Annotated in this window: 22 protein-coding genes; 10 read left to right on the plus strand and 12 right to left on the minus strand. The window is 70.5% G+C overall.

What is annotated here, in order from left to right:
- Positions 1 to 45 precede the first annotated feature (45 nt).
- The 3 genes from ACYVD1_RS08270 to ACYVD1_RS08280 form a co-directional block, all read right to left on the minus strand.
- Entirely contained in the window at positions 46 to 1779 is a 1734-nt protein-coding gene (locus tag ACYVD1_RS08270) for an SDR family oxidoreductase (RefSeq protein WP_460769863.1), read from the minus strand.
- The gene (locus ACYVD1_RS08275) at positions 1776 to 2693 is read right to left on the minus strand and encodes a M24 family metallopeptidase (RefSeq protein ID WP_460769866.1); all 918 of its coding nucleotides are present in this window, start codon (positions 2691 to 2693) and stop codon (positions 1776 to 1778) included. The genes ACYVD1_RS08270 and ACYVD1_RS08275 overlap by 4 nt, the downstream gene beginning before the upstream one ends.
- A gap of 286 nt (positions 2694 to 2979) precedes the next feature.
- The gene (locus ACYVD1_RS08280) at positions 2980 to 3666 is read right to left on the minus strand and encodes an IclR family transcriptional regulator (protein ID WP_460745837.1); all 687 of its coding nucleotides are present in this window, start codon (positions 3664 to 3666) and stop codon (positions 2980 to 2982) included.
- A 196-nt stretch (positions 3667 to 3862) separates the two neighbouring features.
- Between ACYVD1_RS08280 and leuC the strand changes: the two genes are divergently transcribed.
- From leuC to ACYVD1_RS08295, 3 genes are all read left to right on the plus strand, one after another.
- Positions 3863 to 5269 carry a 3-isopropylmalate dehydratase large subunit gene (gene leuC, locus ACYVD1_RS08285; RefSeq protein ID WP_460769868.1) on the plus strand — a complete coding sequence of 469 codons (1407 nt, stop codon included), beginning with the start codon at positions 3863 to 3865 and terminating at the stop codon, positions 5267 to 5269.
- A 28-nt stretch (positions 5270 to 5297) separates the two neighbouring features.
- Complete coding sequence (leuD, locus tag ACYVD1_RS08290) at positions 5298 to 5888, plus strand: 3-isopropylmalate dehydratase small subunit (protein ID WP_460769872.1); 591 nt, start codon at positions 5298 to 5300, stop codon at positions 5886 to 5888.
- 349 nt (positions 5889 to 6237) lie between these two features.
- Entirely contained in the window at positions 6238 to 6519 is a 282-nt protein-coding gene (locus ACYVD1_RS08295) for an HU family DNA-binding protein (protein WP_460745497.1), read from the plus strand.
- A gap of 161 nt (positions 6520 to 6680) precedes the next feature.
- On the opposite strand, the gene cofC is transcribed toward ACYVD1_RS08295, so the two are convergent.
- Positions 6681 to 7325, minus strand: a complete 645-nt coding sequence (cofC, locus tag ACYVD1_RS08300) for a 2-phospho-L-lactate guanylyltransferase (RefSeq protein ID WP_460769936.1) — start codon at positions 7323 to 7325, stop codon at positions 6681 to 6683.
- Positions 7326 to 7560: 235 nt separating this feature from the next.
- Between cofC and ACYVD1_RS08305 the strand changes: the two genes are divergently transcribed.
- The 5 genes from ACYVD1_RS08305 to ACYVD1_RS08325 all read left to right on the plus strand — a co-directional run bounded on the left by ACYVD1_RS08305 (position 7561) and on the right by ACYVD1_RS08325 (position 12570).
- The gene (locus ACYVD1_RS08305) at positions 7561 to 8463 is read left to right on the plus strand and encodes a lysophospholipid acyltransferase family protein (protein ID WP_460769877.1); all 903 of its coding nucleotides are present in this window, start codon (positions 7561 to 7563) and stop codon (positions 8461 to 8463) included.
- Positions 8460 to 9524: an NAD(P)H-dependent glycerol-3-phosphate dehydrogenase gene (locus ACYVD1_RS08310; protein WP_460769881.1), complete on the plus strand. Its 1065-nt coding sequence runs from the start codon at positions 8460 to 8462 to the stop codon at positions 9522 to 9524. Before ACYVD1_RS08305 ends, ACYVD1_RS08310 begins: the two co-directional genes overlap by 4 nt.
- 11 nt (positions 9525 to 9535) lie before the next feature.
- The gene (locus ACYVD1_RS08315; RefSeq protein ID WP_460769884.1) at positions 9536 to 10753 is read left to right on the plus strand and encodes a trans-sulfuration enzyme family protein; all 1218 of its coding nucleotides are present in this window, start codon (positions 9536 to 9538) and stop codon (positions 10751 to 10753) included.
- A 61-nt stretch (positions 10754 to 10814) separates the two neighbouring features.
- Positions 10815 to 11939 (plus strand): D-alanine--D-alanine ligase family protein, encoded by a 1125-nt coding sequence (locus ACYVD1_RS08320; protein ID WP_460769886.1) that lies wholly within the window; start codon positions 10815 to 10817, stop codon positions 11937 to 11939.
- Between the two features lie 268 nt (positions 11940 to 12207).
- Positions 12208 to 12570 (plus strand): Uma2 family endonuclease, encoded by a 363-nt coding sequence (locus tag ACYVD1_RS08325; protein WP_460769889.1) that lies wholly within the window; start codon positions 12208 to 12210, stop codon positions 12568 to 12570.
- 268 nt (positions 12571 to 12838) lie between these two features.
- Here the strand turns inward: ACYVD1_RS08325 and ACYVD1_RS08330 are convergent, their stop codons facing one another.
- The 6 genes from ACYVD1_RS08330 to ACYVD1_RS08355 form a co-directional block, all read right to left on the minus strand.
- Positions 12839 to 13684 carry an EI24 domain-containing protein gene (locus tag ACYVD1_RS08330; protein WP_460769892.1) on the minus strand — a complete coding sequence of 282 codons (846 nt, stop codon included), beginning with the start codon at positions 13682 to 13684 and terminating at the stop codon, positions 12839 to 12841.
- A gap of 9 nt (positions 13685 to 13693) precedes the next feature.
- On the minus strand, positions 13694 to 15391 hold the full coding sequence (gene cydC / locus ACYVD1_RS08335; protein ID WP_460769938.1) for a thiol reductant ABC exporter subunit CydC: 1698 nt from the start codon (positions 15389 to 15391) through the stop codon (positions 13694 to 13696).
- Positions 15392 to 15486: 95 nt separating this feature from the next.
- Positions 15487 to 17262, minus strand: coding sequence for a thiol reductant ABC exporter subunit CydD (cydD, locus tag ACYVD1_RS08340; protein ID WP_460769896.1), 1776 nt, complete (start codon positions 17260 to 17262; stop codon positions 15487 to 15489).
- 173 nt (positions 17263 to 17435) lie between these two features.
- Entirely contained in the window at positions 17436 to 18476 is a 1041-nt protein-coding gene (cydB, locus tag ACYVD1_RS08345) for a cytochrome d ubiquinol oxidase subunit II (protein ID WP_460769898.1), read from the minus strand.
- Positions 18477 to 18483: 7 nt separating this feature from the next.
- Positions 18484 to 19929 carry a cytochrome ubiquinol oxidase subunit I gene (locus tag ACYVD1_RS08350; protein ID WP_460769900.1) on the minus strand — a complete coding sequence of 482 codons (1446 nt, stop codon included), beginning with the start codon at positions 19927 to 19929 and terminating at the stop codon, positions 18484 to 18486.
- A 377-nt stretch (positions 19930 to 20306) separates the two neighbouring features.
- Positions 20307 to 21029 (minus strand): DUF305 domain-containing protein, encoded by a 723-nt coding sequence (locus ACYVD1_RS08355; RefSeq protein ID WP_460769902.1) that lies wholly within the window; start codon positions 21027 to 21029, stop codon positions 20307 to 20309.
- Between the two features lie 89 nt (positions 21030 to 21118).
- On the opposite strand from ACYVD1_RS08355, the gene ACYVD1_RS08360 reads away from it, so the two are divergent.
- Positions 21119 to 21889: a DUF3105 domain-containing protein gene (locus ACYVD1_RS08360; RefSeq protein ID WP_460769904.1), complete on the plus strand. Its 771-nt coding sequence runs from the start codon at positions 21119 to 21121 to the stop codon at positions 21887 to 21889.
- A gap of 226 nt (positions 21890 to 22115) precedes the next feature.
- On the opposite strand, the gene ACYVD1_RS08365 is transcribed toward ACYVD1_RS08360, so the two are convergent.
- Together ACYVD1_RS08365 and ACYVD1_RS08370 are read right to left on the minus strand one after the other, a co-directional pair.
- Positions 22116 to 22577 (minus strand): DUF3515 domain-containing protein, encoded by a 462-nt coding sequence (locus ACYVD1_RS08365; protein ID WP_460769940.1) that lies wholly within the window; start codon positions 22575 to 22577, stop codon positions 22116 to 22118.
- A 31-nt stretch (positions 22578 to 22608) separates the two neighbouring features.
- Positions 22609 to 22842, minus strand: coding sequence for an Lrp/AsnC family transcriptional regulator (locus ACYVD1_RS08370; protein WP_460769907.1), 234 nt, complete (start codon positions 22840 to 22842; stop codon positions 22609 to 22611).
- A gap of 176 nt (positions 22843 to 23018) precedes the next feature.
- Between ACYVD1_RS08370 and ACYVD1_RS08375 the strand changes: the two genes are divergently transcribed.
- Positions 23019 to 24014, plus strand: coding sequence for a thiamine-phosphate kinase (locus ACYVD1_RS08375; RefSeq protein ID WP_460769911.1), 996 nt, complete (start codon positions 23019 to 23021; stop codon positions 24012 to 24014).
- Positions 24015 to 24162 lie beyond the last annotated feature (148 nt).

Below are 24162 nucleotides of genomic sequence, written 5' to 3' on the forward strand. Positions count from 1 at the left end.
CCTGGGTGGCAGCGAGGTGGGCAGAGGAAAGGGGGCGGTGCGGCGCTACAGCGGCGGCGCGAGGCGGGCGTAGCCCCGCAGGGCGCGCGGGGACAGGCGGGACAGGGCCAGGCCGACGTGCGCTTCACCGGTGACCGGGACGATCTCCGGGCCGGACCCGACGGCGTCGGCGATGCGCCGGGCCGCCTTCTCGGGGGTGTAGCCGCGCAGCCGGTAGAGGCGGTTGAGCCGGTCCTTGGCGCCGGAGACCTCGCCCATCCCCGAGAGGCGGGCGTTGCTGATGATCCCGGTGTTGATCAGACCCGGGCACACGGCGGTGACACTGACGCCCTGCCCCGCGAGCTCGCCGCGCAGGGAGCGGCTGAGTCCCAGTACCGCGGCCTTGGTGGCCGAGTAGGCGCCGTACAGGCGTGAGGGCAGGTAGGAGGCGGCGGAGGCCGTGTTGACGATCCTGCCGCCCCCACCGGAGGCGACCATCATCGGGGCGAAGGCGCGGCAGCCGTTGATCACGCCCCACAGGTTGATGTCGACGACCCGCTCGAGGTCTTCGGTGCTGGCTTCGAGGAAGGGCCCGGCCACGCCGATACCCGCGTTGTTGACCACCAGGTCGGGGACCCCGTACTCGTCGCGCACCCACGCGGCGAGCTTGTCCATGGCGGCGGAGTCGGTGACGTCCACGCGCTGGGCGCTGGAGCCGGGCGTGATCATGGAGCAGAGTTCGGCGGTGCGCTCGGCCGCCGGCGTGTTGATGTCGACCGCGACGATCCGGGCCCCGCGCTCGGCCAGCTCGAAGGCCAGGCACCGGCCGATGCCGCTGCCCGCACCGGTGATCACGGCGACCTGTCCGGCGAAGGCGCCGCCGTGGCGGCGGGCCTGCTGCGCGGTGAGGTTGCGGGCCGGGCGGGGGGCACCGGACTCGATCTCCTCGACGAAGGCGCGCACGCGCCGCGCGACGGGTGCGGGGTTCGAGCGCACGGACCAGTGGCCGCCCTTGAAGCGGTGGAAGCGGAAGTCCTCGACCCAGCGCCCCGCGTTGGACTGCACCTGCTCGACCATGAACGCGTCGTGTGTGGGTGCCAGCGCCTGGACCGGCACGTGCGTGCGGCGCTCGGCGGGTTTGGTGAAGCGGCGGAGCATGTTGGCCCGGTACAGGGCCAGGCCGTTGAGGTAGTCGCGGGTGGCGCGCTTGGCGGGCACCCGGGGGCCGCCGCCGATGCGCTCCAGCCCGGCCAGGGCGGCACCGCCGACCCCGGTGAGCCAGGCGGCCTCGGGCAGGCCGGGGGTGCTGAAGAAGCCGATGTAGCTGGAGCGCACGGCCTGGCGCAGGACGTTGCGGACCCCGTCGGGGGCTTTCTGGAGCCAGTGGCCCGCGTGGTCGAGGTTGGGGCCGGAGACCGAGGTGAAGGACGCGAAGCGGTGCGTGTGCTTCGGCTCGGTGACGGCGTGCCAGGTCTGGATGGAGCCCCAGTCGTGCGCGACCAGGTGGACCGGCCGGTCGGGGCTGACGGTGTCGACGACGGTGCGCAGGTCGTCGGCGAGCTGGTCCATCAGGTAGCCGGACCGGTCGTCGGGCGCGGTGGAGCGCCCGGCGCCGCGGACGTCGTAGGTGGCGACGTGGTATTCGGTTGAGAGCTCGGCGACGAGGGAGTCCCAGACAGTGGCGTTGTCCGGGTAGCCGTGCACGAGGACGAGGGTGGGCTTCGCGCGGTCCCCGGAGGAGTAGACGGCCAGGCGCTGGCCGTCGGTGGCGGTGGCGTAGCGGTGCGGTCTGGTGCTCATGCGGTCGTCGTCTCCTCGCTGGCGCCGACGGTGGTGAGGGAACCGGGGGTGGGGGCGCCGACGGTGGGCAGGGAGGCGCGGGAACCGCTGTTCCACCGGCGGACGTGCGGCAGGTCGTCGTCGAGCCAGTAGGCGTCGTCTTCGGTGACGACGAGGATCTCCTCGAACTTCACACCCATGTCGCGGAAGCCGATGTGGGGCTCCACCGCCCACATGCCGGGGGTCGCCGGGTGGGCGGAGATGTCGCCGTCCGCCCACAGGGGTGAGCGGTGGTGCATGCGCTCGACCACGAGGTCTCCGAACAGGGTCTGGAGGGAGCGGATGCCGAAGCCCGCGACTATGCGCTTGGGCAGGCGCGACTCGACCTTGCCGACCTGGTGGGCGATCACGCGGCCGGGGTAGACCCGGTGCCGGTTGTCGTAGCCCTGCTCGCGGATGAGGGCGTCGACGGCGCGGTAGACGTCCTGGAGGGTTTCACCCGCGCGCACCCTTTCGACGATGAGTTCGCGGTGCGCGCGGAGGTCGTCCATGAGGCGGTCGTGCAGGGGGTTCTCGCCGAGGTAGCCGGAGTAGCCGATGTCGGCGACGTAGCCGTCCCGGACCGGTGCGCAGTCGAGGATGAAGGGCATGCCCTCCTCCAGTCGCCGCCGGGTCGGGAAGAACTGGAAGGGGACGCGGAAGTTGCGGAAGGCGGTGCGGTCCCCGAACCAGGCGAAGGGGGTGTGGAACCAGTCCTGGACCCCTCGGCCCTCCAGGTGTTCGCGGATGCGGCGGGCGGCCTCGCGCTCGGTGACCCCGGGCCCGAGGGTGGCCGCCACGTCGCCGGCGGCCTGGTAGGCGAGCTGCTGGAGCTCGCGGAAGGCGTCGAGATCGGCTTGGGAGGCTGTGTTCCCAGTCACGTTCTTATGAGACATCCCGTCATGTTAGACATTGTGTCAGTAAGTGTCCACGGGTGGGGGCGGGGTTTCGAGCCGGTCGGCCCCGAGTGCCCGCGCACGCAGCCGCTTCCGCAGGGGCGGGCAGAGGGTGGGGGCGGGCAGGTGCTGGGTGCACGAGGAAGGCGGACATGCGAAGAGGGCGGCGCCCCCCAAGTGGGGAGCACCGCCCTCACGCCGTTCGGCGGCGGCCGTGAACAGGGATGATCTTGCCCCTGCCTCCGCCGGCGCCCGAGAGTGGAGCTGGGGGCAAGATCATCGTGTACTAGTGGGCGCCCTCGTAGGTGTGGAGGGACTCGCTGATCTTCTCGGCGGCCGACACGACCGCCTGCGAGTGCATGCGCCCGGGGGAGCGGCTGAGGCGCTCTATGGGGCCGGAGACCGAAACGGCGCCGATCACGCGCCCTCCGGGGCCGGCCACGGGGGCGGAGACCGAGGCGACACCCTGCTCCCGTTCGGCGACGCTCTGCGCCCAGCGGCGGCGGCGCACCTGGGAGAGGCTGGCGGCGGTGAAGCGGGCGCCCACGAGTGAGCGGCGGATGCGGTCGGAGTCCTCCCACGCGAGCAGGACCTGGGCGGCCGAGCCGGCGTTCATGGGCAGCTCGCTACCGACCGGGACGGTGTCCCGCAGGCCGCTGCTGCGCTCGGAGGCGGCCACGCACACCCGCAGGTCGCCCTGGCGGCGGTAGAGCTGGGCGCTCTCGCCGGTCAGGTCGCGGAGTTGCACGAGGACCGGGGCGGCCACGGCGAGCAGGCGGTCCTCCCCGGTGGCGATCGACAGCTCACCCAGGCGCGGGCCGAGCACGAAGCGGCCCTGGCTGTCCCTGGTGACCATGCGGTGCCGCTCCAAGGCGACAGCGAGGCGGTGGGCGGTGGGGCGGGCCAGACCGGTGATCTGGACCAGCTGGGCCAGCGATGCGGGGCCCGATTCCAATGCGTCGAGGACGGACATTGTCTTGTCCAGGACACCGACACCGCTGGATGAGCTAGAGTTGTCCATGGCTTGATATTGCCGTCTCGATATGTGGAATGCAAGTCGGTCCGCACATGCGCCGCGATCCGCGCGCGAGGCCAGCGGCGCCCACGGTTCCTGAGAGGCCACTGCCGAGACGCGCCAGATACGCTAGACACGAGAGAGGCGATCGCCCATGGCACGCACGATGGCCGAAAAGGTCTGGGAAGAGCACGTCGTCCGACGTGCCGACGGCGAGCCGGACCTGCTCTACATCGACCTCCACCTCGTCCACGAGGTGACCAGTCCGCAGGCCTTCGAGGGCCTGCGCCTGGCGGGTCGCCCCGTGCGCCGTCCGGACCTGACCATCGCCACCGAGGACCACAACGTCCCGACGATGGACCTCCTGGCACCCATCGCCGACCCCGTGTCCCGCAAGCAGGTCGAGACGCTGCGCAAGAACTGCTCGGACTTCGGCGTCCGCCTGTACCCGATGGGCGACATCGACCAGGGCGTCGTGCACGTGGTCGGCCCCCAGCTGGGCCTCACCCAGCCGGGCATGACGGTGGTCTGCGGCGACAGCCACACCAGCACCCACGGCGCGTTCGGCGCGCTGGCTTTCGGTATCGGCACCAGCCAGGTCGAGCACGTCCTGGCCGCCCAGACCCTGCCGATGCAGCCCTTCAAGACCATGGCGGTCACGGTCAACGGCCAGCTCAAGCCGGGTGTGTCCGCCAAGGACATCATCCTCGCCGTGATCGCCAAGATCGGCACCGGCGGCGGCCAGGGCTACGTCATCGAGTACCGGGGCGAGGCCATCGAGGCCCTGTCCATGGAAGCCCGCATGACCGTGTGCAACATGTCCATCGAGGCGGGCGCCCGCGCCGGGATGATCGCCCCGGACCAGACCACGTTCGACTACGTCCAGGGCCGCCCGCACGCCCCGCAGGGCGCGGACTTCGACACCGCGGTCGAGCACTGGAAGAGCCTGCGCACCGACGAGGGCGCCGAGTTCGACGCCGAGGTGGTCCTGAACGCCGACGAGCTCAGCCCGTTCGTCACCTGGGGCACCAACCCGGGCCAGGGCGTGCCGCTGCACGCCGAGGTGCCGGACCCGTCCTCCTACGAGGACTCCTCCGCCCGTGCCGCCGCCGAGAAGGCCCTGCAGTACATGGACCTCGAGGCCGGGACCCCGATGCGCGACATCAGGGTGGACACGGTCTTCCTGGGCTCGTGCACGAACGGCCGGATCGAGGACCTGCGGACCGCCGCGGAGATCGTCCGCGGGCGCAGCGTCGCCGACGGCGTGCGCATGCTTGTCGTGCCCGGGTCCATGCGCGTCAAGGAGCAGGCCAACGAGGAGGGCCTCGGGAAGGTCTTCGAGGAGGCCGGCGCCGAGTGGCGCGAGGCGGGCTGCTCGATGTGCCTGGGCATGAACCCGGACCAGCTCAAGCCCGGTGAGCGCAGCGCCTCCACCTCCAACCGCAACTTCGAGGGCCGCCAGGGCAGGGGAGGCCGCACCCACCTGGTGTCCCCGCAGGTCGCCGCCGCCACCGCGGTGCGCGGCACCCTGTCCTCGCCCGCCGACCTGGTCTCCGAGTAGACCCCGACCCCGTCAGGAGAGTCCTCCCATGGAGAAGTTCGACGTCCACACCGGTCGGGCCGTCCCGCTGCGCGCCAGCAACGTCGACACCGACCAGATCATCCCCGCCGTCTACCTCAAGCGGGTCAGCCGCACCGGGTTCGAGGACGGCCTGTTCGCCGAGTGGCGCAAGTCCGACCCGGACTTCGTGCTCAACCGACCCGAGTACAAGGGTGCGGACGTGCTGATCGCCGGTCCGGACTTCGGTACCGGCTCCTCCCGCGAGCACGCCGTGTGGGCCCTGCAGAACTACGGGTTCAAGACCGTGCTGTCCTCGCGTTTCGCGGACATCTTCCGCGGCAACTCGCTCAAGGGCGGTCTGCTGACCGTTCTGCTGCCGCAGGAGGTCATCGACCACCTGTGGGAGGCCGTCGAGGCCGACCCCGCCACCGAGGTGACGGTGGACCTGGTCAACCGCGAGGTCCGCGCCCCGGGGGTCCAGGAGTCGTTCGAGCTCGACGACTACACCCGCTGGCGGCTGATGGAGGGGCTGGACGACATCGCGCTGACGCTCCGTCACACGGACGAGATCGGGGCCTTCGAGGCCGGCCGTGAGCGCTGGAAGCCGGTCACGCTGTAGGCGCAAAACGCCGATTTGAAGCGGGATCGGGGGTCGTTGTGACGCAGCGCACCCCCGGTCCCGAATAATTTTACCTTTACTTGACGTGAGCAACTGCTTACAGTCTTTGTGTCCTTGGGTTGGGCGTGTCCCGCGCCCGGAATCCGGTTATACGTAGGCATTTGAGGCCCACAGAAGGGGGCAAAAGGGACTGCCTCCCCTGTCCCGTTCGTCGGGCCGAACCGGTCGCGGAGGGTGACCTTGCAGGTCGGGCGGGGCCCGACACGCCTTCGTCGCAGGCGTTTGTATTTGTGTAAAGGGCTCTGCTTCCCCTAATTTCGTGCGAGCAAGGGGGAACCGGAGGAACCTTATGAACAAGCGTGACCTGATCGACGCGATCTCCGACCGTCTCGGAGACAAGAAGACCGCGACCGAAGCGGTCAACGCTGTGCTTGAAACCATTCAGGCCACCGTGGCGTCGGGCGACAAGGTCGCCATCACGGGCTTCGGCGTTTTCGAGAAGTCCGAGCGTGCGGCTCGCACCGCGCGCAACCCCGCCACCGGCGACACCATCAACGTCCCCGCGAGCTTCGTTCCGAAGTTCCGCGCTGGCGCTGATTTCAAGGCGCTGGTCAACGGCGACAAGAAGTAGCCCCGCCGCCGTCAGGCGTGCAGGCCGTCATCCGCCCGGGTTCCCCACAAGGGAGCCCGGGCGGAGCGCTGTCCGGGGCGGACGGAGCGCCCTCCGGGCCGGGAGCCGGTTCTGCACCGCCGGGGCCGGTTCCGCACCGCCGGAGCGGGGGCGGCACCGCTTCAGCGCGCGCACCGGGCGCCGACCGGCACCCGGTCCAGGAGCCCCCTCGTCCGAGGGCCCACCCCGAGCGCCGCAGCGGCCGCCAGGTCCTCGGGGGTGTCCACGTCCCGTCGAACCGACCCCACTCCTGGGAGCACGAGTTCACGGGCCCCACCGGCCAGATGGCGGGCGCGGGAGGCCCCTTCGAAGGCGGGGGCGAGCGGTTGCCCGGCCGTTGCGGCCAGCAGCGTGGTCCCCACGCCGGGCGTGTCGGGCAGGAAGGACCGCCCGTGCGCCGAGGCCGCAGCCAGAACCCTCCCCAGCTCGATCGGGCGCAGCGCGGGCAGGTCCGCCGACAGCGCGCACACCCCGCCCCCGGGCACCCGGTACCGCGCGGCGCGCGCCCCGTGCTCCAGAGCGGGGTTCAGCCCGCCGTCAGGTTCGCCAGGCACCACCACCGCACCGAGACGGGCCAGTTCGGTGCCGGCCCGGGGGTCGTCGGTCACCGCGAAGACCGCGCCCGTGGCCTGGCATGCCCTCGCGGCGGCCACCGTGTCGCAGGCGATCGCCAGCGCCAGATCCTCCCGGTGGTCCCCGGCGGCCCGGGCCAGTCGCGACTTGGCCAGACCGAGGTGCTTGACTGGGACGATCAGGGACCAGCGCACCCCGAAGCGCACAGCCCCGCCCCGCTCTCCAAAGCCGGTCACTGTTCCCCCGGGACGTCGATGCGGCAACGACAGTGACGAGGGTAGGCGTTCGGGGTCAGGCGCGGCGCGGGCACCCTGGGCGTGTTGGTCCGGGCCGCCGTACGGCGCACCCCGGCACACCAGCGCACCCTAGACTGAATCGGTTGTGCTCTCAGGCGCCTGACCGGGCGGGGAGCGAGAAGTAAGGAGTCCCGTGGCCAAGCAAAGAGAATCGCGATGGGTCCAGTGGGTCGTGTCCCGGATCGTCCGGTTCGCCCTGTGGCTGGTGACCAAGCCGGAGTGGAAGGGCACCGACAACGTTCCCGCCAAGGGCGGGGCCATCATCGCCGCGAACCACCTGTCGGTTACCGACCCCCTGACCGTCGCGCACTTCCTCTACATCGGGGCGCGCCGCTGGCCGACCTTCACCATGAAGGACGCGGTCATGAAGATCCCCGTGGTCCGCTCGGTGGCCAAGAGCACCGGCCAGATCCCGATCAAGCGCGGCAGCGCCGACGCGGTCAAGGCGCTCAGCGAGGCCGAGAAGGCGCTCACCGAGGACGGGTCCTCGGTGATCTTCTACCCCGAGGGCACCTGCACCCGCGACCCCGAGCTGTGGCCGATGACCGCGCGGAACGGTGTGGCGCGGCTGGCGCTGACCACGGGAGTGCCGGTCATCCCGGTCGCGCACTGGGGCGAGCACAAGCTCCTGCCCTACGGGGAGAAGAAGCCCCGGCTGCTGCCGCCGCGCAAGCGGATCCAGTTCAACGCGGGTCCGCCGGTGGACCTGTCCGAGTTCCGGGACAAGCCGCTGACGGCGACCGTCCTCGACGGTGCCACCGCGGCGATCATGGCCGACATCACCGCGCTGCAGGCGGAGATCCGCGGGGAGACCCCGCCCGCTGAGCCGTTCGACTTCAAGAAGGCCCGCCAGCAGGCCGCCGAGGCCAAGCGCGCCGAGCGTGCCGAGCTGGGGGACGAAGGCAAGGGCCGGGGCGAAGGCACAGACGGGAGCGGAGAGAGCGCTGAGGGCTCGGGGGAGCCGACCGCCAGCGACGACACCGCCAGCGACGACACCGCCAACGGCGACAACGGGAAGAAGAACACGGGGGCATGACCGACCTGATGAGGGCTGACAACGTGAAGGTCGCGGTTCTGGGCAGCGGGTCCTGGGGGACCACGTTCGCCAACGTCGTCGCGGACGCCGCGGACCTCGCGCGCAAGAACGGTGAGGAGACCGCGGCGGAGGTGGTCCTGTGGGGGCGCCGGGACTCGGTGGTCGACGCGATCAACGAGTCCTCGGAGAACCCGGACTACTTCCCGGGCGTCACCCTCAACGCGGGGCTGCGCGCCACCACCGACGCGGCCGACGCGCTGGACGGCGCAAGGGTCGTAGTGCTGGCGGTGCCCTCGCAGTCCCTGCGAGAGAACCTGGCCGCCTGGCGCCCCCTGATCCCCGAGGACGCGGTGGTCGTCAGCCTCATGAAGGGCGTCGAGCTCGGCAGCCTCATGCGGATGAGCCAGGTCATCGGCGAGGTCCTGGACTTCCCGCGGGAGCGGATCGCCGTGGTGTCCGGGCCGAACCTGGCCCGGGAGATCGTCGAGCGCCAGCCCGCCACCGCCGTGGTGGCCTGCCCGCACGAGGAGACCGCGGTCTTCCTCCAGGTGCTCTTCAAATCGGCGTACTTCCGCCCCTACACCAGCACCGACCTGGTGGGGGCGGAGATCGGCGGCGCGATGAAGAACGTGATCGGCCTCGCGGTCGGCGTGGCCGAGGGCATGGGTTTCGGCGACAACACCAAGGCCTCGCTCATCACCCGCGGGCTGGCCGAGACCACCCGCCTCGCGGTGACCCTCGGCGCCGACGAGCACACCCTGTCCGGGCTGGCCGGTATGGGCGACCTCGTGGCGACATGCTCGTCCCCGCTGTCGCGGAACCGGACCTTCGGTGAGAAACTGGGCGCCGGCAAGACCCTCGACCAGGTCGTCGCCGAGACCAGGCAGACGGCGGAGGGGGTCAAGTCCTCCGAGTCGATCCTCGAACTCGGCTGGGCCAACGGGGTCGACATGCCGATCACCGAGTCCGTCGTCAAGATGATGCACCACGACATGAGTCCTGCCCAGGCCCTGGTGGCGTTCATGTCACGCAGCACCAAGCCGGAACGCTACGGGGTCTGAGAGCGAGCACGATGACACACACACCAGGTTCCGGGTACGCGGGAGAGCACACGCGGGCGGTGTCCGCCCCGAAGACACCGCTCCCCGCCGAGCGCCCGATGCGGATGCCCGTCCACCGCGCCACCACCTACGCGTTCGACACCTCCCAGGGGTTCGCGGACGTGCTGGCCGGGACCCGGGACGGGTACTCCTACGCGCGCATCGACAGCCCCACCGTGGACGCGTTCGCGGACGCGGTCGCGGCGCTGGAGGGCGCCGGGCTCCCGGACCGGGTGCGCGGCCAGTCGTTCGCCTCCGGCATGGCGGCGATCAGCACCGTGCTTTTGGCCCTCACGGAGTCCGGGGCGCACGTCGTGGCGTCCCGTTCCATCTACGGCAACACGTACTCGCTACTGGACCGGCTGATGCGCCGGTTCGGCGTGCGCACGGACTTCGTGGACATCACCGACCTGGACGCCGTGCGCGCCGCGGTGACCCCCGAGACGCGCGTGGTGTTCACCGAGACGCTGTCCAACCCGGCCATGACCGTCTCGGACCTGCCCGAGCTGGCGCGGATCTCCCGTGCAGCGGGCGCCGCCCTGGTGGTGGACTCAACGTTCGCCTCACCGGCCGTCTGCCGCCCCTTGGAGTTCGGCGCCGACATCGTGGTCCACTCGGCCACCAAATACCTCGGCGGCCACAGCGACACCACCGGCGGCGTGGCCGTGGCGTCGCCCGCCCTGATCGACCGCATCCGCTCGGCCAGGATCGACCTGGGCCCGTGCCTGGCCCCGGACGAGGCATACCTGCTGCACCGAGGGCTGGAGACCCTGCCGTTGCGCGTCCAGCGCCAGTGCGAGACCGCCGCGGCCTTCGCCGGCGCCCTGGCCGACCACCCCCTCGTGGAGCGGGTCGACCACCCGTCCCTGCCCTCGCACCCCGAGCACGCGCTCGCGGGCAAGCTCTTCGACCAGGGCCGCTACGGCGCCGTGGTCACCGTCCACCCGCGCGGCGGCACCGAGGAGGGCATGGCCTTCGCCGACCGCCTGCGTGTGGCCACCATCGCCGCCTCCCTCGGCGGCACCCACACCCTGGCCGGGCACGTGGCCTCCACCTCGCACCGGAGCATGAGCGAAACCGAACTGGCCGCGGCGGGCATCTCACCGGGTGCGGTCCGCTTCTCCGTCGGGTTGGAGGACCCCCAGGACCTCATCGACGACGCCCTCGCGGCGCTCGACGCGGGTAAGTGACACACTCGGGGGTTTTCTCCCGGTTCAAGTTCCATCAGCAGGCGAGATAGGGTCAGGCAGCATGTCGTCCGAGCAGCGCAAGATTAGGGTCGCCGTCGTCTTCGGCGGACGTAGTTCCGAACACGAGATCTCCTGCGTCACCGCGGGCAGCGTCCTGTCCGTCATCGACCACGACCGCTACGAGGTCGTGCCGGTCGGCATCACGCCCACCGGGAACTGGGTCCTGGCCTCCGGCGACCCGGAACAGTTGCGGATCGAGGAGGGCACGAAGGCCCTCCCCACCGTCTCCGAGGACGGCGTGGAGCTGGCGCTGCCGTTCGACACTGCCGGTCAGCTCATGACCGTGGCGCCGGACCAGGGCCCCCAGCGGCTGGGCGAGGTGGACGTCGTGCTGCCGCTGCTGCACGGGCCCTTCGGCGAGGACGGCACCATCCAGGGCCTGTTCGAGATGATGGGCGTGCGCTACGCGGGCGCCGGCGTGTTCTCCAGCGCCGCAGCCATGGACAAGGTCTTCATGAAGGCCCTCCTGGTCGGCAACGGGATCCCCACCAGCGACTTCGTCGCCATCACCGAGCGCACCTGGCGGAGCGAGCGCAAGAAGGCCCTGGACGACATCGCCGCTCTGGGCGAGACCGTGTTCGTCAAGCCCGCCCGCGCCGGGAGCAGCGTCGGCATCAGCAGGGTCAAGGACTCCAAGGACACCGACGCCGTGATCGCCGCGGTCGAGGCCGCCCGCGAGCACGACCCCAAGGTCCTGGTCGAGGCACAGGTAGTCGGCCGCGAGGTCGAGTGCGGCGTGCTGGAGGCGGAGGACGGCGGCACCCCAGACGTCTCCCTGCCCGCTGAGGTGCACGTGGCGGAGGGCTTCGACTTCTACGACTTCGAGGCCAAGTACCTGTCCACGAGCGGCCTGACCATCCCCGCCGAGATCCCGGAGGAGGCGATCGCCCGCCTGCGGAAGATGGCCGCCGACGTCTTCGAGGCCATGGGCTGCGAGGGCCTGGCCCGGGTGGACTTCTTCTACACGGAGGACGGCCGGGTGCTGGTCAACGAGCTCAACACGATGCCCGGCTTCACGCCGTCCTCGGCCTTCCCCCAGATGTGGGGTGCCACCGGCCTGGACTACACGGCGCTCGTCGAGCGGATGATCACCACCGCCCTGCGCCGCAACCCCGGTCTGCGCTAGCCACACCAAGACCCGAAACCACGCAGCACACAGGTCGGCCACAGACCCGGCCGCCCCGGACGGCGCCTGTCCTGTGGTGTATTCAGCTCGAAACTCGGGGCGCCAGAACTCCCGCCCGCTTTCCGCTGCCCACAGGCCGTTTCTCTGGGGATTCTTCAGGAAGAGGCGTACGCTTAAAGTGTGCTCTCGCTACGCTCAGGAACGTTCTGGATACCGCAGAAAGTCCCCTATGTCGTGTGCTGTGCAAGAGCGGACGGGAGAGTCTGAGATGGACCTCCACACGCTCGCAGAAAGTCTCGAACTCCCGGATGGTTACCGTGCGGAGATCATCAACGGGAGCATCATCGTGTCGCCTACGCCCGGTTTCAAGCACGCTCGAGCGGTGAAGCGTGTGGAGAGGACGCTCGATCCGGCGATGGGTGCGGGTCTTGAGTACTTTCAGATGGCAACGGTGGAGATCGCCAAGACCGGGGATCGTTTTGTCCCCGACCTGATGGTCATGCCGGTAGCAGTCGCAGAGGGCGAGGGCTGGGAAGGGCCGGAATGGGTGCGCCCGGCCGAAGAGCTGGAACTCGCAGTGGAGGTCGTCTCTTCGAGCAGCGCCTGGCGCGACCGCGAGGACAAGGTCTAAGGCTGCGCCCAGGCCGGTGTTCCCCTGTACTTGCTGATCGACCCCCGGGCGAACGAGGTCGTCCTCTTCGCCAAGCCGCAGGGAGACGAGTACCTGGAAGTCAGTCGTGCCCTGCGGAACGGCTCCGTGTAGCTCCCTGAGCCGTTCGAGTTGAAGCTGGAGGCCACCGACCTGTTGCTCTCCTGCTCCTGAGGACGGAGGCTCTGACCGATCTCCGTCGAGGGGCGGGCGACCACGAGCGGCGTCCGCCCCTCGGTGCGTGTGCGGGCTACTGCGCCTGAGGCGGGCCCTGCGGGCGGTTCGGGCCCGCGGGCGGGGTCTGGTGCGGGTTCGGGGGAGCTTGGGTCCCCTGAGGGGCTTGGGGCGCGGCGGGCAGGAGCTCCCGGGCGAGGACGGTGCCGCCCGCGGCCGCGGCGGGGAACACGGCCACCGCGACGAACGGGATCGCCAGCAGGAAGTAGGTCGGGATCGCGAAGCCCAGTACCCGCAGGCGGCGCTTGCGCATGTAGTGGCGGCGGTCGCGGATGCGCATCAGTCCACGCCTCTCGAAGGCGCTCGACGTCAGCTCGATCCCCATCAGCCAACCGCCCGCCACGGCGGTCAGCACGGGGGCCACCAACCAGCCGACGAAGGGGACGAACCCGAACAGGAACGCGCCGACGGTCACCGTCAGGGACACCAGCACGATGCCCAGCGACTGCCGCACCGAGCGGGTGACTGACGACAGCAGGGCCTCGTCCGCCTCTTCCGGTGCGTCGCCCAGCTCCTCCTCGACCCGCTCCGCGATCTTGTCGTAGATCGGCGACCCCAGGGCGAGCGTCACCGTCGTGAACGCCACCACCATGACCAGGACCGCGGCGGCCGCGGCCACCACCGCCAGGGCACCCCGGAACAGGCCCAGCCAGATCCCGTCCCATCCCTCGGCGAACGGCGTCGCCCACGCGACCAGGTCCGTGACGTTCATGACCAGCACCACGAACGCCGCCAGGAACAGCAGCGACGTGATCAGCGCGGGCAGCGCTCCCAGGAAGAACAGGCGTGGTCGGCGCAGCACGATGCCGAGACCGCGCAGCAGGACACCGAAACCGCCGAAGACCTCACGTACAGGATTCACGTCGGAACCCTAACGGTCGGAGACCTGCTGATACCACCCTTCCACGGTCAGGAGCTCCTCGTGGGTCCCGGACTGCAGCACCGTCCCGTCGCGGACCACGTAGATCCGGTCCACCCGGTCGAGGCCGGTGAGGTCGTGCGTGATGAGCAGGGTCGAGAACCCCTGAGCGGCAGCCAGAAGGTCGTCCACCACCGCGTCGCGGGTGTCCGGGTCCAGGTGAGCGGTCGGCTCGTCCAGGACCAGCACCTTGGGGGCCGCCAGCACCGCGCGGGTCAGGGCCAGCCGCTGCCGCATGCCGCCGCTCAGCCCCATTCCGTGCGAACCCACCTGTGTGTCCAAGCCCTTGGGCATGGCTTCGACCTCGCCGGCCAGCCGTGCCCGCCGCAGCGCGGACCACAGGTCCCCGTCCTCCGCGCCGGGCCGGGCCAGCCGGAGGTTCTCGCGGAGCGTGGAAGCGAACACGTGCGGGTCCTGCGGGACACCGGACACCACCCGGCGCACTTCGTCCGCGGGGTAGTCGGTGATGTCGGTGCCGCCGATCTCCACCCGCCCGCCGTCGGGGTCGAGGAAGCGCAGCAGCACCGAAGCGAGGGTGCTCTTGCCCGCGCCGCTCGGCCCGACCACCGCGACGGTCGCCCCGGCGGGGATGTCCAGGTCCACGCCGTTCAGCGCCCACGGCTCCTCGGGTCCGTACCGCACCCGCAGGTCCCGGACCCGCACGGTGGCGTCGGCCTCCGGGTCGATCTCCAGCCCTTCCCTTGCCGGAGGTGACACCCCGGGCGGTGTGTCCAGGACGCCGAACAGCCGCTCGCCGCTGGCCCGGATCGATCCCAGCTTGGCCGCGACGGCGGGCAGCGGGGCGACGATCTCGAAGGCGGCGAGCGTGGTCAGCACCAGCACCGCGAGGGCGGTGGGGCCGATCGAACCGTCATCCACGGCGAGCACCCCCAGGAAGAGCGCGCCCCACACGGTCAGGCCGGTGATGAGCGCGTTCGCCCCGGCGCTCAACCCGAGGGTCGCGGCATCGCGCCGGGCCACCCGGGTGAGTTCGGCGTCGGCCTTGTAGACCCGGGCCACCTGGCGGTCCATGGCACCGTAGGCGACCAGGTCCGGAGCCCCCTGGAGGGTGTCGACCAGGGTGGTGGAGAGCTTTCCGCGCGCCTGTGCTTCGCGCTGGCCGGGGCCCTTGCCCAGGGCGGCCGCGGCCAGCGGGACCGCGAACCCGGCGAGCAGCAGCCCCGCCGCCAGCAACAGGCCGCCCGGCACGTACACCACGGTCAGGAACAGGACGGTCGCGCCGCCGGTGACCACCGACACCAGCGGCGGTGTGAGGCCGCGGACCAACAGGTCCAGGGTGGCCTCGGTGTCGTTGACCAGCCGGGACACCAGATCACCGGAGCGGAACCGGCCGAACGGCTCCGTTCTGGCGAGCCGTTCGTACACGCGCACCCGCACGTCGGCGAGGGTCCGGAAGGCGGCGTCGTGGGTGACCAGCCGCTCCAAGTAGCGGGCCACCCCCTTGCTCACACCTAGGGCGCGGGTGGCAACCACGGCCGCGCTCAGGGCGGTGATGGAAGGGTGGTCGGCAGCGGTGGCCAGCATCCACGCTGCCACACCGAGCAGGGCCACGCCCGAGCCGGTGGCGGCGGCACCGAGCAGCACGCCCAGCGCGAACCGTCCGCCGCGGGGCCGGGCCAGCGCGATCATCCTGCGCAGCGGGTCCCTGCGCCGCTCGCGCTCACCGGCGGCGACGGTGTGCGCGCCCGCAGGGTCCTCGGCCGTGCGCGCGGCCGTGTCCGGGCTCATCGGGTCGCCTCCTGGGTCGGTAGCGGCAGTGCGGCGGTCCGAAGGTTCCCGCCGAGGGCGGACTCGGCCCAGCCGGTGTCGTGGGTGACGATCACCGCTGTGCGCCCCTCGAGCAGGCGGGTCACGGCGGTGCGCACCGCCTTCGCGTTCTCCGGATCCAGGTGGGCGGTGGCCTCGTCCAGCACCACGAGCGGCGCGTCCCGGCACATGGCCCGGGCCAGCGCGATCCGCTGGCGCTGCCCGCCGGAGAACCGGGCTCCCCGCTCACCCAGGCGCGTCCCGTAGCCGTCGGGGAGCGCGGAGACGAAGGCGTCCGCCTCGGCGAGGCGCGCCGCCTCCCGCACCCGCTCCATACCGGCGTCGGGCGCGCCCAGCCGGATGTTGTCCGCGACGGACACGTCGAACAGGTAGGGGTGCTGCGGTACCCAGGCGATCCCGAGCCGCCAGTCGTCGGCGGGGACGTCCTCCAAGGGGGCCCACGCACCGCCGGGTGCCCGCACACTGATCCGCCCCTCGGTGGGTTCGCCGAGCCGCAGCAGCAGGGACAGCAGCGTGGTCTTGCCGCAGCCGCTCGGCCCGGTGAGCAGCAGGTGTTCCCCCGCGTTGACGGTCAGGTCCAGCCCGGACAGCGCCGGGACGTCCCGGCCCGGGTAGAGCAGCCCGACCCCTTCGAAGCGGAGATCACCCGAGGCGGCGGGGGAGGGGGCGCCGGTCGGGGCCGGAGGTCCTTCTTCCTCAGCGCGGTCCTCTCCCCGGCCAGAGCCATCGTCCCCGCCACCGTTGCGGCGGGTCTCCCGCTTGCGCTCCAGCTCGGTGAAGACCTGGTCGGCGGCGGCCACGCCCTCCATACTCGCGTGGAAGCGCGCGCCCACCTCGCGCAGCGGGAGGTAGGCCTCGGGCGCGAGGATGAGGACGAGCAGGGCGGTGTGGTAGTCCATGTGGCCGCCGAGCAGGCGCAGGCCCACCTCCACCGCCACCAGCGCCACCGCCAGGGTCGCGAGCAGTTCCAGGGCGAAGGCCGACAGGAAGGCGACCCGCAGCGTGCCCATGGTCGCGGTCCGGTGGTCGTCGCCGACCTTCCGGATGATGGCGGCCTGGGCCTTGGCCCGGCGGAACACCGCCAGGGTCGGCAGCCCTTCCACGACGTCCAGGAAGTGGCCGCCCAAGCGGCTCAGCAGCTTCCACTGCCGGTTGACCCGCTGCTGCGTGTGCATCCCGATCAGCGCCATGAAGACCGGGATGAGCGGCAGGGTCACCATGATGACGATGCCGGAGATCCAGTCCGCCCAGAACACCACCGCCAGTACGGCCAGCGGCACGATCGCGGACAGGACGAGTTGGGGCAGGTAGCGGGAGAAGTACTCATCGAGGGCGTCCAGACCGCGGGTGGCCAGGGTGACCAGTTCACCGGCCCGCGGGGAGCCGTCCTCGCGGTCGCCGCCCTCGGCCAGCCACACCTTGCCCGAACCGGTCACGTGCGCCACCAGCTTGCGGCGCAGCTGCGACTTGGTGCGGGCGGCGCTGTGCAGCGCGGAGGTCTCGGCGAGGTAGGAGAGCAGGGCCCGGGCGACTGCGACGGCCGCCACCGAGGCGATCATCCAGCCGAGGGCGTCCATGCCGTCCCCGGCCCACGCCCCGGTGATGACGCTGGCGAGCAGCCAGGCCTGGACGAGGATCAGGCCGGTGATAAGCACGCCGCTGACGACAGTGACGGCCAGGTGCGTCCGGACCGCGCCTGCGGTGCGCACCAGGCGCGGATCGAGCGGTTTCATGCGCGGGACCTCGTGATGTCGGTGGGGTCGGAGAATCTGCCGGTTCGGGAAGGGGCACGGGTCACGGTGCGGGATGGACCCAGTATCCCGGCACGGGGCCTGTGAACGCCGTACCCCCGCCTCCCGGGGCGATACGGGAGGGCCGGGGGTACGCGGTCGGGTTTTCCCGCTGGTCAGGCGGGCTGTTTCGGTCCTTGGCCGTCGGTGGCCGCGCTCGCCCCGGTGATCTGCGCGCCGGTGACCCGCTGGCGGAAGACCCAGTAGCTCCAGCCTTGGTAAAGCAGCACCAGCGGCAGGAACACCACCGCCACCCACGTCATCACGGTGAGCGTGTAGTCGGCGGAGGAGGCGTTGGCGACGGTCAGGCTGAACGCCGGGTCCGTGGTGGACGGGAGTACGTTCGGGAACAGCGAACCGAGCAGCACGGTGAAGGTGAGCACGACGGTGACCGCCGTGGCGAGGAAGGACCACCCCTCGCGGCGGAACCGGGCCGCCGCGACCCCACCCACCAGGGCCGCGGCGGCGGTCAGGACGAGCGGCTGGGTCCACGGCGCACCGTGTGCGGCCTGGGTCCACAGCAGGAACCCGGCCAGGGCGGGGACCGCGACGCCGGCGGACCACGTGGCGGCCCTGCGCGCGCGGGCCCGGACCGGCCCGTCGGTCTTGAGCGTCAGGAAGACGGCGCCGTGCAGGGTGAACAGCGACAGGGTCGTCAGTCCGCCGAGCAGGGCGTAGGGGTTGAACAGGTCGAGCAGGGACGCGGTGACGATGTGGTCGGCGTCCATGGCCACGCCCTGGACGAGGTTGGCGAAGATCAGCCCCCACAGGAAGGAGGGCACGGTGCTGCCGAAGAAGATCGCCCGGTCCCACCAGTTCCGCCACCTGTCGCTGTCGCGCTTGTGGCGGTACTCGAAGGCCACGCCGCGCACGATGAGGGCAAGCAGAATGAGGAGCACCGGCACGTAGAAGCCGCTGAACATGGACGCGTACCACGCGGGGAAGGCGGCGAACATGGCGCCCACGGCGGTGACCATCCACACCTCGTTGGCGTCCCAGACGGGGCCGATCGCGTTGATGGCCACCCTGCGGTCGACGGAGTGGCGCTTGCCCATGAACGGCAGGAGGGTGCCCACCCCGAAGTCGAAACCCTCCAGCAGGAAGAAGCCGATCCACAGGACGGCGATGGCGATAAACCAGATGACAGCCAGTTCCATGGTGCTCCTAGTAGCTGAAGTGCGGGATCTTGGACTCGTCCTCGTCGTCCTCCAGGTCGGGAACGACGTGTGACGGGCCCTTCTTGATGTACTTCCAGAGCAGGCCGACCTCGACGACGAACAGCACGCCGTAGATGGCGGTGAAGAGGCCCAGGCTCATCGCGACCGTCCCGAGGCTGACGCCGGGGGAGACGCTGGCGGCGGTGAGCAGTTCGCCGTGGACGGTCCAGGGCTGGCGGCCCATCTCGGTGAGGACCCACCCGGAGATGTTGGCCATCAGGGCGGCGGGCAGGGCGGCGATGGCCGCGTAGTAGAACCAGCGGCCCTTGGGCATTCGTTCGCGGCCCCTGGTGCACCACAGGCCCACGGCCGCGACGGCGATGCCGAACATCCCCAGGCCCATCATCATGCGGAAGGACCAGTACACGACGAAGACGTTGGGCATGTAGTCGCCGGGTCCGTAGTACTCCTGGTAGGCCTCCTGGAGGTTGTTCATGCCGTGCACCTCCCCGTCGAAGGTGCCGGTGGCCAGGAAGCTGAGGACGTTCGGGACGGTGACGTCGATGGGGTTGTAGTGCGCCTCGGTGTCGCCGACCGCGAAGGCGGAGAAGGCGGCGCCCTCCTCGGTCTCCCACAGGGCCTCGGCTGCGGCGAGCTTCATGGGTTCGTACTCTGCGGCGAGCTTGGCCTGGTGGTCGCCGGAGAAGACGGCGAGGGCACCGGCCGCCAGGGTGACGACCAGGCCGACCTTGAGGGTGCCGCGGAAGAGTGCGAAGTCCCCCTTGGGCGGAGCGACGCCGGCCTCGCCGGTGTCCTTGTGCTCGGTGTTGCGCCACAGCTTGTAAGCGCTGACCGCCACCACGAACAGTCCGGCGGTGACGAAGGCCGCGGAGACGGTGTGCAGGTACGTGGACCAGGCCTGGTCGTTGCTGAGCACGGCCCAGATGTCGTTGAGTTCGGCCCGGCCGGTCTCGGGGTTGATCTCGTAGCCGACCGGTCGGCGCATCCAGGCGTTGGCGGCCAGGATGAAGTAGGCGGACAGGTTGGTCGCGATGGCCACCACCCAGATGCAGGCCAGGTGGATGCCGCGTGGGAGCCGGTGCCAGCCGAAGATCCACAGCCCGATGAAGGTCGACTCCAGGAAGAAGGCCAGGAGGGCTTCCATCGCCAGGGGTGCGCCGAAGACGTCGCCGACGAAGCGCGAGTACTCGCTCCAGTTCATGCCGAACTGGAACTCCTGCACGATCCCGGTGACCACGCCCATGGCGAAGTTGATGAGGAACAGCTTGCCGAAGAACTGGGTGGCCTGGAGGTACTCGTGCCTTCCGGTCCGATACCAGAAGGTCTGGAGCACGGCCACGATGAACGACAGCCCGATCGTCAGGGGGACGAAGAGGAAGTGGTAGATCGTGGTGATCCCGAACTGCCACCTCGCCAGGTCTAGAGCTTCCATGCCCGCCTCTCTGGAACCGACTGTCGGTAGTACTCCACAGCGTAGTACTACAGACTGTCGTAGTAGAGGGTGCCCCCCATGTGAGACGGATCGCGCGGGGCCTGTGTGCGCGTCGTGCGGCGCCTCGGGGTGGGCGGGGCCTCGGGGTGCGCGCTCCGCCGACCGGAACCGCGAACAGCGCCGCGGCGCGCCCCCGGTTCGGGAGCGCGCTGCGGCGCTGTGTCGCCTACGGGGCAGGTCAGGAGTCCTGTCCGGGCGTAGCGGGACCGCCGCCCGTTCGGCTGCTCGCTACACAGGAACCGCGCGCCATGAGGCGCGGGCACCACCCGCACGTGAGGGCGGGTCGGAATCCCCGCCGGTTCACGACGGGGAGGACGTCAAACGCGGGACTCGAGCATGCGTTCCATGTTCTCCACCTCGGAGAGCTGGGCGTCGACCATGCCCTGGGCGAAGTCGGTGACGAGTGCCTCGTTGCCCAGATCCACCTCGGCCTCGGCCATCTCGATCCCGCCGAGGTGGTGGTCGATCATCAGCTCCAGGAACATGATCTCGGCCTCGACACCCTCGGCCTCACCCAGGTCCACCATTTCCTCGCTGGTGGCCAGACCCGGCATCGCCTCGGGGACTTCTTCCTCGCCGCCGCCGTGGTCGTGGCCCTCCATCCAGGTCATCGGGGGCTCGGGAGAGCGCGCGTTCAGGTCCCAGGCGGCCAGCCACCCCTGCATCATGCCGATCTGCGCCTGCTGGGTCCGGGCCATGTCCGTGGCCACCGTGTGCAGTTCGACGTCCTCGGTCTCTTCGAGGATGATCATCGACATGTCCACGGCCTGGGCGTGGTGCGCGCTCATGTCGCGGAGGAACCCGGCGTCGGCACTGGTATCCAGGGGGTAGGACGGGCGGCCCAGGAGGAAGCCCCCGAGCAGCGCCAACGCGACCAGGATCACGGCCATCCAGAGCGGGACGGTGCGCTGTGACAGGGGAGGCGCGGTGGCTCCGGTACCGCTTTCCGAGACCTCATCGGGCTCCGTGCCCTCGTCCTCGTACGACGTTTCGTCGGCGCCGTCGGCGTCTTGGGACGCCGGGTCGGTCGCATTCCCCATCGGAACCACCCTGGTTCAATCGCGCAACTCTGGTGCCAAAGTAGAGGATAGGAAAGTCCTATTCGACCACATCCACCCCAGGAGACCCAGTGGCCAAGAAGAAGACGGCGGAGGAGCGCCGCGCCCGCGCGGCCGCGCTGCGGGAAGAGCAGCGGAAGAAGGAACGCCGCGCCAAAGCCCTCAAGATCACCGGGATCAGCGTAGCGGCCGCTGCGGTCCTGGGGATCTTGGCAACGGCGATCTTCATGGAGTTCCGCGACCGCAACGTAGCGGGCGTGGAGGAGTACGAAGTCGGTGACTACACCCACGTCGACCCCCCGCAGAGTGTTGACTACGACCAGTCCCCGCCGGTGGGCGGACAGCACTGGCCCATGTGGCAGAACTGCGACGTGTACTCGGAGCCGGTTACCCCGGAGCTCGCGGTCCACTCCTTGGAGCACGGCGCCGTCTGGATCACCTATGACCCCGAACTCCCCGCGGAGGAGGTCCAGGCGCTCGAGGACTTCCACAACCCCGGCGACTACCTGGTGATCAGCCCCTACGAGGACGAGATGCCGGCGCCGATCGTGGCCTCCAGCTGGGGTCGGCAGATCACCGCGGAGACCGCGGACGACGAGGACCTCGGCCGCTTCGTCCAGCTCTACGAGCGCGGCAACGACGTCCCGGAGCCGGGCGCCTCCTGCTCGGGCCAGGTCCAGGAGACCGAGGCGGAGGTCATCGCCCAGTTCGAGGCGCAGGGCCAGCCCGAGGAGGGTGCTGAGGACGAGGGCGCCGACGAGGGCGCTGACACCGACGAAGACGCGGACGAGGAGACCGACGAGGCCGCTGACGACGGGGACGCCGAGGAGGAAGAGGAGTAGGGAGCAGCAGGGAAGCGACCGGCTGACCCGCCGCATCCCGGTACTCCGCAACTCCCCCCGGTACGGGAGCCGGACGGCCTCCAGGAGTCCGGCTCACCCCGGTAAGGGAAGACCCGTGGGGCCGGAGGCGTATGACCGCCTCCGGCCCCACGGTCGTGTCGGGGCGCGTCCGCGATCGGGGAGGAGCGGGGGCGCTCATCAGTGACAGGGGACGAGCGAAGGGGGGTTACTCGCCGGTGTCGGCGCGCTCTTCCAGGTGCTCGTTGATCAGGTCGCTGACCTCGGTCAGCGCGGGTGCGGGGGCGCCGTGGGCGGGCGGCACGGTCAGCTCGACGAAGGCCTCGCGTTCCACCGCCGTGTACAGGGTGGGATCGTCCTCGGGCTGCGGCAGCCACGCCACCCCGTTGACCTCCTCCAGCGTCGAGTCCAACTCCAGGGCGGAGGGGCGCGGGACGCCGCAACGGAGACCGATGGGCGGGTCGCCCCAGGCCGCCATGATCTCCGAGTCCGGCTGGAGGGCGGCGCGGTCCTGGCCCATGAGGGTGTCCGGGAGATCGGCCACCAGGTCGGCGCAGACCTCGGCGGTCTGCCCGTCGGTCTCGGGAGGCTGCATCTGCACGGTCTGGTTTCCGCAACCAGTAGATACTAGGGCGACGGCGACAGCCGCCCCGAAGTAGCGCTTGAGCACAGGCAACCTCGCTCCGTCGACTCGGTCGACCTCAGATATTGACGATGGGACAGGTAAGGGTACGGGCGATGCCGTCCAACCGCTGGATCCGAGCCACCACCAAGGTGCCCAGAGCATCGACGTCGTCGGCCTTCGCCTGAACAATCACATCGTATGGACCGGTGACGTCGCTAGCCTGCTCGACCCCTTCGATCCCGCGGATTCGACCCGCGACCTCCGCGGACTGGCCGACCTCGGTCTGGATCAGGATGTATGCCTGCACCATGATGACTTCTCCTTCGTGCTGCACCGGGTGTGCGGTCGAGTGGACGCCTCCCCGGCCGCGGGCACAGCTGATGAGGAACGGAATCCGAACGTGGGGTTCGATGGGGGGTCCCGCTCCCGGGCCCCACCACCGGGTCTAGACCACCTGCGCCGGAGCGTCACCGTACCCTGATCTGTGTGTTGAGCACCATTGGGGGGCTTGGCGAATTCACTCTGATCACACGCGTGACGAGCCAATTCCCCAAGACGGACGATGTAATCCTCGGCCCCGGCGACGATGCCGCGGTCGTGGCCGCGCCCGACGGGCGCACGGTCGCGACGACGGACGTCCTCGTTGAGGGCCGCCACTTCAAACGGGAATGGTCCAGCGCCCGGGACGTCGGGCACCGGGCGGTGGCGCAGAACTACGCCGACGTCGTGGCGATGGGTGCCCGTCCCACGGGGCTGCTCATCGGTTTCGCCGCGCCCGCCGACCTCCCCGTGGCTTGGGCGGAGGAGTTCACCGCGGGGGTGCGTGACGAGTGCGCGCTGGCCGGGGGAGCCGTGGTCGGCGGCGACATGGTGGGTTCGGACACACTGACCATCGCCGTCACGGCACTCGGTGACCTGGAGGGGCGCGCGCCCGTGCGCCGGGACGGGGCCCGTCCGGGTGACGTGGTCGCCTACACGGGCCACCTCGGCCTCTCCGCCGCCGGGCTGGCCCTGCTGGACCGGGGGATCGACGGCCCCGAGGACTGCCTCGCCGAGCACCGCAGGCCCAGCCCGCCCTACGGGGCGGGCCCCGAAGCCGCCCGACTGGGCGCGAACGCCATGCTCGACATCAGCGACGGACTGGTCCAGGACCTGGGGCACGTGTGCCGGGCGAGCGGGGTGTACATCGATCTGGAATCGAACTCGCTCCGCCCCGAAGCCGCGCTCCTCGAAGCCGTTCGTGTACTCGGGACCTTGAAGGGGAACGCTGTGGACGCCGCCCGCGGGCTGATGCTCACGGGCGGTGAGGACCACGCGTTGGCGGCGGTCTTCCCGCAGGAGATCGAGCTCCCGGAGCACTGGCACCGGGTGGGAACCGTGTGTGAATCACCGGAGGTCTCGGTGGAAAGCACCGAGGACCCGGTAACCGTCGACGGAAACATAGTCGAAGGCGGCGGATGGGATCATTTTCGGCGGGAATAGGCCGGATTGGATTTGTCCTGTTTGGTGATCGCGCTAGGCTTTGCCAACGCGGCCAGCGCTGCCTTCTCGGCGGCCGTCCGACCTCGTGGAGAGCGAACCCGCGGCGATCCACACGAGGAACCCTCTGACCGGATAACACCGGCCGGAG

The sequence above is a fragment of the Nocardiopsis nanhaiensis genome, from assembly GCF_054778635.1.

What these genes read in the sequence shown, in the direction of transcription:
- ACYVD1_RS08270 (WP_460769863.1), bottom strand. Translation starts at nt 1,779, where the DNA reads ATGAGCACCAGACCGCACCGCTACGCCACCGCCACCGACGGCCAGCGC.
- ACYVD1_RS08275 (WP_460769866.1), bottom strand. Translation starts at nt 2,693, where the DNA reads ATGTCTCATAAGAACGTGACTGGGAACACAGCCTCCCAAGCCGATCTC.
- ACYVD1_RS08280 (WP_460745837.1), bottom strand. Translation starts at nt 3,666, where the DNA reads ATGTCCGTCCTCGACGCATTGGAATCGGGCCCCGCATCGCTGGCCCAG.
- leuC (WP_460769868.1), top strand. Translation starts at nt 3,863, where the DNA reads ATGGCACGCACGATGGCCGAAAAGGTCTGGGAAGAGCACGTCGTCCGA.
- leuD (WP_460769872.1), top strand. Translation starts at nt 5,298, where the DNA reads ATGGAGAAGTTCGACGTCCACACCGGTCGGGCCGTCCCGCTGCGCGCC.
- ACYVD1_RS08295 (WP_460745497.1), top strand. Translation starts at nt 6,238, where the DNA reads ATGAACAAGCGTGACCTGATCGACGCGATCTCCGACCGTCTCGGAGAC.
- ACYVD1_RS08310 (WP_460769881.1), top strand. Translation starts at nt 8,460, where the DNA reads ATGACCGACCTGATGAGGGCTGACAACGTGAAGGTCGCGGTTCTGGGC.
- ACYVD1_RS08315 (WP_460769884.1), top strand. Translation starts at nt 9,536, where the DNA reads ATGACACACACACCAGGTTCCGGGTACGCGGGAGAGCACACGCGGGCG.
- ACYVD1_RS08320 (WP_460769886.1), top strand. Translation starts at nt 10,815, where the DNA reads ATGTCGTCCGAGCAGCGCAAGATTAGGGTCGCCGTCGTCTTCGGCGGA.
- ACYVD1_RS08325 (WP_460769889.1), top strand. Translation starts at nt 12,208, where the DNA reads ATGGACCTCCACACGCTCGCAGAAAGTCTCGAACTCCCGGATGGTTAC.
- cydC (WP_460769938.1), bottom strand. Translation starts at nt 15,391, where the DNA reads ATGATCGCGCTGGCCCGGCCCCGCGGCGGACGGTTCGCGCTGGGCGTG.
- cydD (WP_460769896.1), bottom strand. Translation starts at nt 17,262, where the DNA reads ATGAAACCGCTCGATCCGCGCCTGGTGCGCACCGCAGGCGCGGTCCGG.
- cydB (WP_460769898.1), bottom strand. Translation starts at nt 18,476, where the DNA reads ATGGAACTGGCTGTCATCTGGTTTATCGCCATCGCCGTCCTGTGGATC.
- ACYVD1_RS08350 (WP_460769900.1), bottom strand. Translation starts at nt 19,929, where the DNA reads ATGGAAGCTCTAGACCTGGCGAGGTGGCAGTTCGGGATCACCACGATC.
- ACYVD1_RS08355 (WP_460769902.1), bottom strand. Translation starts at nt 21,029, where the DNA reads ATGGGGAATGCGACCGACCCGGCGTCCCAAGACGCCGACGGCGCCGAC.
- ACYVD1_RS08370 (WP_460769907.1), bottom strand. Translation starts at nt 22,842, where the DNA reads ATGGTGCAGGCATACATCCTGATCCAGACCGAGGTCGGCCAGTCCGCG.